9 protein-coding genes and 1 pseudogene are annotated in these 13,485 nt (G+C 47.4%); 3 read left to right on the forward strand and 7 right to left on the reverse strand.

The genetic code is table 11. The features are described from left to right. Positions 1–122: 122 nt before the first annotated feature. Together ACSAZL_RS13485 and ACSAZL_RS13490 are read right to left on the reverse strand one after the other, a co-directional pair. Positions 123–413 (reverse strand): hypothetical protein, encoded by a 291-nt coding sequence (locus ACSAZL_RS13485; protein WP_440945162.1) that lies wholly within the window; start codon positions 411–413, stop codon positions 123–125. Further along, positions 382–594, reverse strand: a complete 213-nt coding sequence (locus tag ACSAZL_RS13490) for a hypothetical protein (protein ID WP_440945163.1) — start codon at positions 592–594, stop codon at positions 382–384. Before ACSAZL_RS13490 ends, ACSAZL_RS13485 begins: the two co-directional genes overlap by 32 nt. 967 nt (positions 595–1,561) lie before the next feature. Here ACSAZL_RS13490 and ACSAZL_RS13495 point away from each other — a divergent pair. From ACSAZL_RS13495 to ACSAZL_RS13505, 3 genes and pseudogenes are all read left to right on the forward strand, one after another. After that, positions 1,562–1,756 (forward strand): hypothetical protein, encoded by a 195-nt coding sequence (locus ACSAZL_RS13495; RefSeq protein ID WP_440945164.1) that lies wholly within the window; start codon positions 1,562–1,564, stop codon positions 1,754–1,756. Further along, a pseudogene (locus ACSAZL_RS13500) lies at positions 1,692–2,090 on the forward strand (hypothetical protein); the annotation flags it as partial. The gene ACSAZL_RS13495 and the pseudogene ACSAZL_RS13500, both read left to right, overlap by 65 nt. 93 nt (positions 2,091–2,183) lie before the next feature. Next, the gene (locus tag ACSAZL_RS13505) at positions 2,184–3,491 is read left to right on the forward strand and encodes a serine hydrolase (protein WP_440948850.1); all 1,308 of its coding nucleotides are present in this window, start codon (positions 2,184–2,186) and stop codon (positions 3,489–3,491) included. 759 nt (positions 3,492–4,250) lie between these two features. On the opposite strand, the gene gyrA is transcribed toward ACSAZL_RS13505, so the two are convergent. The 5 genes from gyrA to ACSAZL_RS13530 all read right to left on the reverse strand — a co-directional run bounded on the left by gyrA (position 4,251) and on the right by ACSAZL_RS13530 (position 13,289). Further along, positions 4,251–7,088, reverse strand: a complete 2,838-nt coding sequence (gene gyrA, locus ACSAZL_RS13510) for a DNA gyrase subunit A (protein ID WP_440945165.1) — start codon at positions 7,086–7,088, stop codon at positions 4,251–4,253. An 11-nt stretch (positions 7,089–7,099) separates the two neighbouring features. After that, complete coding sequence (gene gyrB / locus ACSAZL_RS13515) at positions 7,100–9,004, reverse strand: DNA topoisomerase (ATP-hydrolyzing) subunit B (RefSeq protein ID WP_440945166.1); 1,905 nt, start codon at positions 9,002–9,004, stop codon at positions 7,100–7,102. Positions 9,005–9,904: 900 nt separating this feature from the next. After that, positions 9,905–11,014, reverse strand: a complete 1,110-nt coding sequence (locus tag ACSAZL_RS13520) for a DNA topoisomerase IV subunit A (RefSeq protein WP_440945167.1) — start codon at positions 11,012–11,014, stop codon at positions 9,905–9,907. Between the two features lies 1 nt (position 11,015). Beyond that, positions 11,016–12,881, reverse strand: coding sequence for a DNA topoisomerase VI subunit B (locus tag ACSAZL_RS13525; protein ID WP_440945168.1), 1,866 nt, complete (start codon positions 12,879–12,881; stop codon positions 11,016–11,018). A 195-nt stretch (positions 12,882–13,076) separates the two neighbouring features. Next, entirely contained in the window at positions 13,077–13,289 is a 213-nt protein-coding gene (locus ACSAZL_RS13530) for an Lrp/AsnC ligand binding domain-containing protein (protein WP_440948851.1), read from the reverse strand. Between the last annotated feature and the right edge of the window lie 196 nt (positions 13,290–13,485).

Below are 13,485 nucleotides of genomic sequence, written 5' to 3' on the forward strand. Positions count from 1 at the left end.
GGTAATAGAAAAATTGTATCAACAGATTAGTGTTACGGATGATATATTCTAGAGGGCTTATATGATTGGGAGTAATGATATTATCATACTCATTGACTTTTGAGATCCGGACACAGATTTTCTCAAAATGAAAATGAGTAATATCCAAACAGGAAAAACAGATCCTTGGAGCGGAATTGAAAGCCATAAGCAACGGCAGAAGTTCTCTTCTTGCAGGATTTTATCAATAACCCACAACTACCACAAAAGGTAACTAAAAACAAACCTATGTTCCGCATTCCTTCAAGATTGGGGTCGAGACGCCGGATATTCCTCCCCAATGGCTTTATTCCGGCAGGAAATTTGAGTGAAGGATTATTTTCCTTCATCCAGATTTCATTTTCAGTTTTCTTCGTCTTCTTCGTCTTCTTCAATCTCGTCTTCTTCAACTTCCTTTGTTTCTTCTACGTCTTCAAGTTCTTCAAACTCTTTAAGCTCTTCGATTTCCTCGACTTCTTCCTCTATTTCCTCTTCTGCTCCTTCGGCTTTTCTGGCTATGAGGACAGTCCGTTTCAGCTGCTTTTTGGCTTTTGTTTCGGCTTTGATCCCGGCCATCCCTGTGACTTTGTCTCCGGGCTTGATGTTCGTTATCTGTATTCTCTAGGTGTTTTTGCCCTGGATGGAGATGTCTTTTGCCGGGATGCGGATAGTGATGCTTGCGACACTGGTGAACATCAGTTCGTCGTCTTAGGATACGGATTTGACGTTTGAGACTGAGTTGTTAAGATCGAAACCAAAAACAGATTCTATAGGATAAGCGTTGTTCAACAATTAAATCTCTTGAACGATTTTTTTTCTCTATTCGCTCTATGGACTCCCCAGGCATATAGTACCCCACTTTTAAGAAGAATCGAAACTCAAACCGGCCCTGAGTTCAGAAAATCCTGTAAAACGAACCGGTACCCGACCTGTTCAAAAATCAACTCAAAACCCACCCCCAAAAAATATGTTTCCCACTCGGCTACCCCAGACTGAAAGCCCGCAGCCAAAAACCGTCTCCAAAAAATCACTATCCCGACAAGAATGTACTCTCACTTATGAACCGAATTGGAACGTACATAAACCCCAAGATTAGACTTAATTTCAAATAGTTAGATGAAAAATAGCAGTTAGAGAATTGCTTGTTGGAATAAATTATTCCTAATGTATGATAGAATTAAATTTCTAAATATGGTTTCTCCAGCAAATTTATATTAGAACTACATTTATAAAATGTGCCATATATTGACATACAGTTTCGGGAGTAGCAGACTGCCAGAGCAACACATTTGATGTCAAGTGAGAGGATAGCAAATGAGAGTAGAAAAAGCAAATGGCACTATCGGTTTATGTGCTAATGCCATTGGACATTTTAACCATGGCAACAACGTAAGGTAAGCACCCAGGTTTGAGGAAATATCAACAGAGAAGATCTTTTCAGAGGTTTGGGCTATATAAGAGGATTCTCAGGCATCGTTTTTAGGGAAGAGGCTTGAAACATCCTCAATTGCCAAATCATTACAAATTCCATATGGGGACATACATGAGAAGATCAGCTGGAAGCGATGGGGAGATGCAGGCTGAGCGCACCAATCTGGTTGATCTGCTTCCAATCTGGTTGATCTGCTTCACCTGTTCAGGTTGGATTACTTCATTTATTCAGGAGGACAACGATGATCGTCACGGAATGGCAAGCACGGCATGGACTTTCGGCTTCGGACTTCCAGCAACATTTTGATCTTTTAGTATCGCAAGATTATCGGCTGGTCAAGGTGTCGGGTTACTCCGAGAATAATCAGGCCCGATTTGCCGGAATTTGGTACAGGAGGGGTGGGAATAAATGGCAGGCTAGGCACGGGATTTCTCCTGCTGCATATCAACAAGCAGTCGCTGACCTTGATCACCAGGGGTATCGCCCGACTCACGTATCGGTTTTCACGGTTGGTGCCCAACAGTTTTTCTCTGCGATCTGGGAACAACAAAAAGGGTTGCCGTGGATTGCCCGGCACGACCTCACGTCAACGGAGTACCAGGAACTTTTTAACCGACTCTCAGGCCAAGGATGGCGGTTGCGGTGTGTTTCCGGATATGATGTCGGAGGCGAAGCCCGGTACGCTTGTATTTGGGATCAATACGCCGGGCCTGCGTGGGCGGCCAGGCACGGACTGGATGCTGCAAAATATCAACAAGCTTTTAACGAACTGAACAGCCAGGGATTCCGTCTGATACAGGTAGCAGGATATCCGGTGCGAGGAAAAACACATTTTGCCGCAGTCTGGGAGCAATCACCGGGCCACGAGTGGAAAGCTCGGCATGGTATCCCGGCTACCGAATACCAGCATGAGTTCAATGAGTTGACTGCCCACGGTTTCCGACTTGCGGACGTAAGCGGGTATGGGGTAGGATCATCCGCCGCATTCACCACAATCTGGGAACGTGCCTTAACTGACAACCCGAATGCGGATGCCGTCAGTGCCAAAGTGATTCCATTCATGCAGAAGTGGGCAGTTCCTGGACTGTCACTCGCCGTCGCTCGGTCAGGTAACGTGATCGCCACCCGCTGTTTTGGGTACGCAAACCCGATCACTCGCGAAATCGTCACCCCGGACACCCGGTTCCGAATAGCCAGCATCGCAAAGCCAATCACCTCATCGACCGTTTTCAGATTGATAGAACAAAACCAGCTCTCGCTTACTGATACTATCTTCGGCACTGGTTCACTGCTCGGAACCCAGTACGGGACGTTGCCATACGGAGCGAATATTGTGAACATCACACTCCAGCACCTCCTGGAACACACATCAGGCGGTTGGCCGAATGACGGTAACGACCCGATGTTCCAACAAACAAACCTGACTGCAGGCGATCTGATCTCGTGGACACTGGACAACCAGCCTCTTCTGGATGTTCCGGGCAACGCATATCGATATTCAAATTTCGGCTACTGCTTACTCGGCAGAGTAATCGAAAAAGTCACCGGAAAGGCCTATAAGGACACTGTTCGCGACTTGATCTTAGTTCCATCCGGTGTGACACAAATGACTATTGCAGGGGATACTGCAGCCGACCGTCAGTACGCCGAGGCAATGTACACCGGCGTAGATTTCCAGGCTCCTTACGGTTTACCGGTCCGCAGGATGGATTCGCACGGCGGATGGATAGCCACACCCACCGATTTGCTCCGGTTCTTGCTGCGGGTAGACGGTTTCACAAATCCCGCAGACGTTCTGCAGCCAGGAACTATAACAACGATGACAACACCTTCCGCAGCGAATTCTGGGTATGCCCGCGGGTGGGCTGTCAACACTGCAGGCACCTGGTGGCATGATGGCAGTCTCCCAGGAACGCAATCAATTATGGTCCGCACTGCAAACCAGCATGAGTGGGCAGCTCTATGTAATACGAGAAACTCGGAGCAACAATTTGGCCAGGATCTGGACACACTCATGTGGCAAGTAGATTCAGTTGTTTGAGTCTGTGTATCAACAAAAAACGCCAGAGTGAACATTTTTGAGAGATTTTATCAACAACTCGCACCCACCACTAAGAACTTGCCACAAAATAGGTTTCCCACCCGGCTTCTCTCCGAACTGAAAGTACGCCACCGAAAATTTTTATGTATTTTTCATCTACCGGAAACTGGCTGATTTTGCTCGGAAATCACAGATCGAGGGGAAAAGATCAAAATTCAGATTTCATTTTTTAAACCTTGCATTGCCATTTCACCTTCATTTATAAAGACCTGTAAAATGCCAGCGAAAGCTTATATAAATTCAAAAAAGTGGGTCACAGGGGTTAGTTACTGAGAAAGCATTAGCAGAAGAATTCAGTGAATTCAGGTAAAAATCTAACGCAAATGATTAGAATTACGTAGAATATATTCCACGCAGCTTATATAATTAAGAGTAATATATCAACTATACTCATTCTCGTTGAGATCTGGAAATACCTGTCTCAAAGAGAGAATGAGTAGGTTCAAACAGGAAAACTGGGTGTAGAGGGTAGCTTACGGAAAGAATCGTGAGCGATGACAGACGTGCAGTTTTGTCAGATTTGACCAGTAACTAACCTGACTACACAAAAAGCGACTGGGAGAATAGTATACCTTCCGCCTCCCTTCCAGACTGGGATCCAGAAGCCGGATAGCCATCCCCAATAGGTAAATTCCGGCAGGAAGTTCGAGTGAAGGAACATTTTTCCTTCACTCATTTCTCTTACTAATCTTTCATCATTCATTCTTCTTCGGCTTCGTCGACCTCTTCTTCAACTCCCTCTTCTTCAACTCCCTCTTCTTCAACTCCCTCTTCTTCAACTCCCTCTTCTTCGAAGTCCTCTGTTTCTTCAAGTTCTTCAGGTTCTTCGGCTTCATCCTCTTCGACCTCGAATTCGGATTTTGCACTTTCTGCCTTTCTGGGTTTGAGGTCTGTGAGTTTCAGCTGCTTTTCATCCTCTTCGGCTTTGATCCGGGCCATCCCGACGACTTTATCCCCGGATTTGATGTTCATGATCCTTACGCCCTGGGTGTTTCTGCCCTGGATTGAGATATCTTTTGCCGGGATGCGGATGATTATGCCTTCTGCGCTTGTGAACATGAGTTCATCGCCTTCAGCTACGGATTTTACGTTTGAGACCGAGCCGTTCCTGAGGTTTGTGACGATCGTAATCACACCTTTTCCGCCGCGGCGGTGGGCGGGGTACTGGAAATATTCTGTCCGTTTGCCAAAGCCGTTTTCTGTAACGGTCAGGAGGGTTGTGGTCTCATCGACCAGGTCCATGCTGACAACCTCATCATCGGGGCCGTCGAGGGTCATGCCGCGGACGCCTCTTGCGGTCCTCCCCATCGGACGGACATCTTCTTCGGAGAAACGGATGGCTTTGCCTTTCTTTGAGACCATCACAATTTCCTGTTTACCGTCGGTAAGGAGAACTTTGACAAGCTCGTCGCCTTCGTCCAAGCTGACTGCGATGATGCCGGCTTTTCTCGGGTTCCTGAACTCGGAAAGTGGAGTCTTTTTGATCGTCCCTGCCCTTGTTGCCATAAGGAGATATTTATCTTCGGCAAATTCTTTTACAGGGATCATTGCATTGACCATTTCGCCTTCCTGCAGCTCAAGCAGGTTTACTATGGCTTTGCCTCTCGACTGGCGGGAGCCTTCCGGGATCTCGTAGACTTTCTGCCAGTAGAGCCTGCCCCTGTTCGTGAAGAAGAGGATATAGTTGTGGGTTGAGGAAATGAAGAGGTTTTCCACGAAGTCTTCTTCCTTCATTTCCATGCCGATAATCCCCCTGCCTCCGCGGCGCTGCATGGAATAGGTATCAAGAGGAAGACGTTTTATGTAACCGCTATTTGTGATCGTGACCACAACATCTTCTTCCGGGATCAGGTCTTCATCGGTCACTTCTTCCGTGTAATGTACGATCTTTGTCCTGCGGACATCCCCGTACTTTTCCTTAAGCTCGAGGAGTTCGGTCCTGATAATCTCGTACTTGAGTTCATCACTTTCCAGGATTTTCCTGAGTTCGGCGATCAGTTTTATGAGGCTTTCCAGTTCCTCAAGGATTTTCCTGGTCTCAAGCCCCGTCAGGCGCTGCAGACGCATGTCCAGAATAGCCTTTGCCTGGACTTCGTCAAGAGCAAAGTTGTCCATCAGGCCCTGCCTGGCTTCATCGGCGTTTGCAGACCCCTTGATAAGGGCAACCACTGCATCAATGTTGTCAAGGGCAATCCTCAACCCTTCAAGGATATGGGCTCTTTCTTCACCCTTCTTAAGGTCATAGAGCGTCCGCTTCTGGATGATTTCCATCCTGTACTCAAGGTAAATTTCCAGAAGCTGCTTAAGGTTCAGCTCCTTGGGCTTTCCGTCCACAAGGGCGAGGTTGATGATCCCGAAAGTAGTCTCCATCTGAGTGTGCTTGTAGAGCTGGTTTAAGATAACCTTGGGGTTTGTGCCCTTTGAAAGCTCGATTACGACCCTTATCCCATCCCTGTCGGATTCGTCCCGCAGATCGGAAATTCCGACAATTACCTTTTCCCTGGCAAGCTGAGCGATATTTTCAATCATCCTTGCCTTGTTCACCTGGTAAGGAAGTTCGGTTACTATAATCTGATCCCTATCTTTTTTAAGCTCCTGAATTTCGGCAACTGCCCTGATCTTTACCGGACCCCTTCCTGTTGTGTATGCAGACCTTATACCTGCTGTCCCGAGGATATGCGCACCTGTGGGAAAATCCGGCCCCTTTACCACGGTCATCAGTTCCGAAACCGGGGTTTCAGGGTTGTCAATAAGCATCAGAGTCCCGTCAATTACCTCACTTATATTGTGGGGAGCCATGTTCGTTGCCATTCCGACTGCAATTCCTGTTGACCCGTTGATAAGGAGGTTAGGGAGTTTTGCAGGAAGGACTTCCGGTTCTTCAAGGGACCCGTCATAGTTAGGCCTGAACGGGACGGTCTCCTTTTCAATGTCAGCCAGCATCTCCTCTGCAATCCTATCCATGCGGACTTCGGTATATCGCATGGCTGCAGCCTCGTCCCCATCAATAGACCCGAAGTTCCCCTGCCCGTCGATCAGAGGGTAGCGAAGTGAGAAGTCCTGCACCATCCTTACGATACTGTCATAAACAGCAGCGTCTCCGTGAGGGTGGTATTTACCAAGCACGTCACCCACCACACGGGCTGACTTCTTATACGGTTTGTCGTGAGTAATCCCGGATTCCTTCATTGAAAAAAGAATCCTGCGGTGGACCGGCTTTAAGCCGTCTCTGGCATCGGGAAGGGCCCTTCCGACGATGACGCTCATTGCATAATTAATGTAGGAGCGTTTCATTTCATCGTCGATAAGGATAGCTGTAACTCCATTATTATCGGGTTCAGACCCTTCGTCCTCAGGCTCATCCGAAGCAGGGTCGGATAATGCCAGTTCGAGTTTCTTGCCTGACTCTTCGCGAATAAGGGCGGTTGAACCGTCTCCACTTTCCTGCTCTTCGTCTCTCTCTTCCGGGATAAGGGTAGCCTGATAAGATTTTTTCATTTCAGCTTCTGATTTTTTTTCTTCTTCGTATTTTGCCATTTTCAGCCACCTCAGATATCCAGGTCCACAACTTCTTTTGCATGCGTTTCTATGAAGTTCCGGCGTGGCTCTACCTCATCTCCCATGAGGATTCTGAAGATCTCGTCAGCCCGGAGCGCATCTTCCAGGGTAACCTGTAAAAGGGTCCGGCTCTCAGGGTTCATGGTTGTTTCCCAGAGCTGTTCCGGGTTCATTTCTCCAAGCCCTTTGTAGCGCTGGATTGCAAGTCCTTTGTCCCCGAGTTCTCTTTTCTTTGCTTCAAGTTCCCTGTCCGAGTGTATATAGTACTCGGATTTGCCTTTCTTTATGCGGTAGAGGGGAGGCTGGGCGATATATACGTATCCGGCGTCGATCAGGGGTCTCATGTAGCGGAAGAACAGAGTAAGAAGGAGAGTCCTGATATGCGCTCCGTCCACATCGGCATCGGTCATGAGGATGACTTTATGATAGCGAGCGCTTTCCAGAGTAAAGTCCTCACTGACCCCGGTCCCGAGGGCAGTGATAAGAGAAACGACTTCATTGTTTTTCAGGATCTTCGCAAGTCTGGATTTCTCCACATTCAGGATCTTGCCCCTGAGGGGTAAAATTGCCTGGAAACTCCTGTCCCTGCCCTGTTTTGCCGAACCTCCTGCCGAATTACCTTCCACGATGTAAATCTCGCAAACCGAAGGATCTTTTTCCGAACAATCCGCAAGTTTTCCGGGCAGGGTGCTGACCTCGAGCGCGCTCTTTCTGCGGGTAAGTTCCCTTGCCTTTTTTGCAGCTTCCCGGGCTCTCTGGGCAAGGAGGGCTTTTTCAAGGATAACGTTTGCAACCTTCGGGTTTTCCTCAAAGTATTCTGCAAGCCCGTCAGTCACAAGGGAGTCAACTATTCCCTTGACGTCACTGTTTCCGAGCCTTGTCTTGGTCTGCCCCTCAAACTGGGGTTCCATAAGCTTGACACTGATGATTGCAGTCAGCCCTTCCCTTACATCGTCTCCGGTCAGCTTTGCGTCTTCTTTGGAAAGCTTGTTGGCTTTTATGTAATCGTTTGCAACCCTTGTAAGAGCGGTCTTGAAACCGATAATGTGGGTCCCGCCCTCATGGGTGTTGATATTGTTTGCAAAAGAGTACACGTTTTCAGTGTAGCTGTTCGTATACTGCATTGCAATTTCTACGACCATGTCGTCTCTCTGCCGTTCGAAATAGATCGGCTTTTCGTGGAGGGACTGCTTTTTCTTGTTCAGGTACTCCACGAATTCCACTATTCCTCCGCTATAGGTAAAAGTCTCTGCCTGCCCGTCGGGGCTTCTTAAGTCTTTGAGGCTGATTATGAGACCCCTGTTAAGGAAAGCCAGCTCTCTGAGCCTGTTTGAGAGAATGTCGTACTGAAAATCCGTGGTCTCAAAAATTCTTGCATCGGGTTTAAAAGTGGTTTTTGTGCCTGCAACATCCGACGTTCCTATTTCCCGAACATCTGACTCCGGCTTTCCGCGAATGTAACGCTGGAAATACTTCTTTCCACCTCTACTTACTTCTACTTCAGTCCATTCCGAAAGGGCATTTACTACCGAAACCCCTACTCCATGAAGTCCTCCGGAGACCTTGTAAGTATTCTTGTCGAATTTTCCCCCTGCGTGCAGAACCGTCATCACGACCTCAAGGGCTGATTTCTTGTGCACCGGGTGGGGGTCGATAGGAATACCCCTCCCATTGTCCAGGACCGTCACGCTTCCATCGGGATTGATTGTGACATCGACCCTGGTACAGAAGCCTGCAAGGGCTTCATCAATACTGTTGTCTACAACCTCGTAGACTAAATGGTGGAGCCCGCGGCCATCCGTGCTCCCTATGTACATGCTCGGGCGTTTTCGGACAGCTTCCAGGCCTTCGAGTACCTGGATGTGCGAAGCGTCATAAACCTGTTTATCACTCATCGTGGTTTATTCTCCATAAAAATCTGATAAAGTTATTTATATTAAATATCATAACATATTATACATTTTTTAAAACTCGTAGGGAAACTCGGTTCGAAATCGAACTTTAGAAGTCGTGTCAATTCTTTGAGCCTTTACTTTTTATTAGAGTATTTTTATATTTAAATTTTATGTTTCTACAGTAAACCAGATTCAATATGCACTCATACATTTTAAGCCTTTAGATCAGCAGCATATTTAGCCTGATTTTTCGGTCCAGAATCTCTCGAAAAAGGCGATTTTTAGCATAATTTTGTACCCTAAAATGCCCTTTTCAGACCAATTTTTTAAGATGTTATTGGTTTAAATAAATATTTGCTGTCTCACAGAGAAAAATTTGCTTACCTCAAGGCGATCAGAACGTGACTCGCGGCATTTTAGAAGTTTCGAAAAGCATATCTGGAACGTAGTTTTTCGTTCCTGAAATTATCGGGCACTAAAACGGACTATGATCCGGTAAAGACAGCTATCGGAATGCACATATAACTGAAATAACACATAACTGGAAAGCATACATTTTCATCCTACATCATTCTGCAAACCTCGGACTTCCAACCGGAAAGAGGTTAAAACTTCGAGCCTCAAACACGGGCGTCGTTCAGATTACACTTTGAATTCTGAAAAACCGCAGGTTCCAGCCGGCGCAAAGTATGGACAAAACAAACTAAATTTTGAGCCGCCTGCCTGTGCTGTATTTCTGCTGGCGTGAATTTCAGGCATGGTTTTCAAAATTCCGCTCCTGTCCACTACCAGCAGCCTTTCAAGCAATTAACAGCCTTAGTACAGGTTCTCTGTTATTCGGGCTCAGGTATCCTCAGGTATTATTCAATTCCCGGTACTGCTTTGTTCACCCGATTCCCCTCAGACCATACCCAGTTCTTTCAGCCGGTTCGGAAGATAGACCTCGGTCACGAAGTCCAGACCTTTTCCTGCGAAAGCCTGCTGTTCGGCCTTCTTGCCGATATCGAGCTGGAGCTGGATTTGCTCTTTCCAGTATTCGGACTCAAAGCGGGGGTCGGAAAGTTCGCTCCGAAGCGCACTTACGTCCTGCTCGGTGAGCTTATCGGTTGAGAGTTCGTACTCCACGATATCCGAGGGCTGGAGCCCCAGGAACCTGGCGCCGGGAGTTGCCATGAATTCCGAAAGGTGTGCACTTTTTATGGCTCCGTAGGCAACCGAGGCGTAGATCCTGTAAGACCAGGGGTCGCCGTCAGTAAAGACTGCTACGGGGATTCCCAGTTCCTCGTTCATGCGCTTGATTATCCTGCGGGTTGACCGTGCAGGCTGGCCCTTCAGGTGGACAAGAATAGCATTATAAGCCTCATCAAACCCGTTTTCCATTAAACGGGCATACATACCACCGGTCTCTATGGCTATGATCATGCTTGCATCATGATTCTTAAACTCAATATTTTCCACATTGAAGGGGATCTGGTACCCACCTTCTCCCACATCCTTCTGGCAGTGGATATTCCGTTCTCCCCGTTTAGTCAGTTCCGAGATCTCAATCGGCCCGAACATCGTAGCCCCGTCTTCTTCAGGGCGCATATGGAAATACTCCCTCTGGAGGCTGGTCAGGAGTTCCAGGTCTTCGATCAGGCGGTCGCTTTCAGCCTGCTCTTTGAATTTGGCATAGTCCCAACCTTCGGAGATATAATAAAGTTCTCGAAGCGTTGAACCGCGGTTATGGGCAAGGTGTTCGTTTATGAGGAAATCCGTGGCATAGGTAGTCTTCAGGAGCTGGAATGCCCCTTTTACGGTCTTTGCACTCCTCTCACTTTCCCTGTCTCCATAAACCCAGACATCGCTCTCATCGGAATACTCGATGTTTGCCTTGGTCCGGCTGGGGAGGCTGACACTCGGGATAACCTCTTCTTCAAACTGGTTGTAGATCTTTTCTGCAAGCCCAAGCAGTCTTTCCTTTGCTAGGGCATCCCCCTGTCTTGTTTTGCTATTTGCTCCTCCTGCCATTTCAAACACCTCTGAAGGCCTTTGCCCCGGTAACCAGCTCTTCTTCAATCCCCTCTACAATCAGTTGAGGAAGCTTTCGGAGTTCTTCTTCGGTTGCGGACTCTATTTTGTAGCTGAGCACCTTTGAAGAACCTGCAGACGCCGAAACCTCCCAGATATAATCGTAATCGTTGCCCATGGTCACAACCTTTGGCTCCGGTTTTGCCCCGTCGATTTTGCAGGGGAGCATTTCGTGCACCCTGAAAGAATACGCCGAGGTTCCGAAATTCTTGACCTTTATTGCCACATCCGCAGTCCCGTCTCCGTTGTTTTTGATTTTCCGGTGCACAAGCAGGTTCCCCATGATCTTTGCAACAACAGGGTTTATGTCAGGGACATCCTTTTCCAGAATATTTGCAACCTTTACGGCCATTTTAGGAAGCACCTTCGTAATGATAATCTCTTTTTCCCTGCGTTTCTTCAGGTTGCTCTGCTTGCTCAGGTAATGCTTGAGTTTTCTTGCAACTTCTTTGACTGCAAGGTCCACTTCTTCTTTAATTACGGGGATATCGGCAATAGCATCCTTTGATTCGGAGGTAAAGGGCACGTTAATGGAGGCTACATGGATCAGAAGAAGAACAGGCCCTACGGGAATCCCTCCCCCGGGCTGGTTTAAGCCATACTGCTTCCACTTGATATCTTCTACGGCATGGGTGGTCACACAGCCTCCCTGCTGGTAAAGCAGAGGCACACGGTTTGCAAAACGCATGATGCTGATCTTTTCTTCCTTCGGGAGATTACCCCCGTATGCAAGCCCTACTTCCACTACAAAGGGGTTCCCGGAATATACGGCCGGTTTCCGCGTGCTTGTGGCAATGAAGTCCACGTTTGTCTCTTTCTCAAGCCCCCGATAGATCAACTCCTCTCCTATAGGGGAAAGGCAGTCCGTAGGCGGGGACATGATCTTTACCTTCTGGAAAGCTTCGATCAGTTTTCTTGCTTCATGGCGGCCCAGGGCATGAGGGTCTATTTCGGTATCAAGCCCCGCAGCCTTGCAGATTTCCTCGGCAGTAAGCAGCCCGATCTTACAAAAAGAGTAGCGAAGGAAGGGGGCAAGCTTCTGGCGCTCCGTGTAGTGAAGCATTTTCATAAGAGTGCCCAGTTCGATCCCTTCTGGGTGGGGCAGGATTTCCTCTGCGGGGTCAGGAATTTTATCCGTAGCCCTTTCAAAGACCTCCTCGTTGCCGTCAGGATCGATAAGGGTTATCCTTGCATGGGGATTTACAATTGCAGTGGCTTTAAGGTATTCATAAATAGACTGCCTTCTCCCTTTTACGTAGGCGGCCTTCATCTCCAGCTCGATCTGGGTCCCGTGAGGACGGAACCAGTCCCTGACCTCATCTATCAGGATATCGGGCTCATTGGTACTGGTATTGATCATAAGCTCATAATAGTGAGCAGGAGCCGTTGAGCTGGTTTTTGAGAGGATTTTTGTGTGCCTGCCTGCAGTCATCTGGGCATAGAGCACGGCCGCCGAAATGCCTATTCCTTGCTGCCCCCTGCTCTGCTTGAGGGCGTGGAACCTTGAACCGTAGAGCAGCTTTGCAAAGACTTTGGGGATCTGTTCTCTTACGATTCCCGGCCCGTTGTCTTCAATGATAACGGTTACATAGTCCTGTCCTGTCCTCTCGACCTGAACAAGGATATCCGGCAGGATCCCGGCTTCCTCACAGGCATCCAGAGAGTTATCCACAGCTTCTTTTACGGTTGTTATAAGGCTTCTGGGCGCGGAATCAAAACCCAGGATCTGCCTGTTCTTCTCAAAAAATTCGGCTACACTTATTGATTTTTGCTTTTTGGCGAGTTCTTCTGCAATGGGGATTTCCATGGACTTTTACCTCAGAGGGCTGAAAAATTAATCTGATGCTTACAGGAATACAGCTTAAAAGCAAGCTTCTCTGTCTAAGCAGGAATTCTTTCTTAATAAAAGTGTAAGGTAATAAATATTAGCGCCTGCTAAAAAAGATAACGATTCTTCCGGCTCTTTCCTGCCGGAGTTGCGGGCTTCCAGGCGCCTGAAGGATCAGAGTTCTGCCCCGATAATCGTCAGGGTCGCGGTTACGGTTTCACTTTCCCTTATCCTGTCTACCACGGCATTGAGGATGCTAAGGTCTTCAACGTCTATGATTACGACAAAGTCATACTCTCCGAAAACATGGTAGACGTCCTTGATTCCCTCTATATTCTTCAATTCCCTGTATGCTGCTTTTTCATATCCGGGCAGCACGTTTATCATTGTAACTCCTATAACCAAAGTGTAAAACCCACCTTTTATAGTTTTTATTACAATTATTGCAATTAAATGTTTTGGCATCAAGGTTATTAAATTCGATTAAATGAATTCAAAAGATGTTGTCAAACATCTGATAGTATCTTTTGATTACATTTTAATCATTTGTGATAACATCCGATGATGCAAGGATGAAGTCGAT

This window comes from Methanosarcina mangrovi (genome assembly GCF_052057765.1).
GTDB lineage: Archaea > Halobacteriota > Methanosarcinia > Methanosarcinales > Methanosarcinaceae > Methanosarcina.

Excerpts from the sequence above, each read along its gene's own strand:
- ACSAZL_RS13490 (WP_440945163.1), bottom strand. The coding sequence starts at position 594 with ATGGCCGGGATCAAAGCCGAAACAAAAGCCAAAAAGCAGCTGAAACGG.
- ACSAZL_RS13495 (WP_440945164.1), top strand. The coding sequence starts at position 1,562 with ATGAGAAGATCAGCTGGAAGCGATGGGGAGATGCAGGCTGAGCGCACC.
- gyrA (WP_440945165.1), bottom strand. The coding sequence starts at position 7,088 with ATGGCAAAATACGAAGAAGAAAAAAAATCAGAAGCTGAAATGAAAAAA.
- gyrB (WP_440945166.1), bottom strand. The coding sequence starts at position 9,004 with ATGAGTGATAAACAGGTTTATGACGCTTCGCACATCCAGGTACTCGAA.
- ACSAZL_RS13520 (WP_440945167.1), bottom strand. The coding sequence starts at position 11,014 with ATGGCAGGAGGAGCAAATAGCAAAACAAGACAGGGGGATGCCCTAGCA.
- ACSAZL_RS13525 (WP_440945168.1), bottom strand. The coding sequence starts at position 12,881 with ATGGAAATCCCCATTGCAGAAGAACTCGCCAAAAAGCAAAAATCAATA.
- ACSAZL_RS13530 (WP_440948851.1), bottom strand. The coding sequence starts at position 13,289 with ATGATAAACGTGCTGCCCGGATATGAAAAAGCAGCATACAGGGAATTG.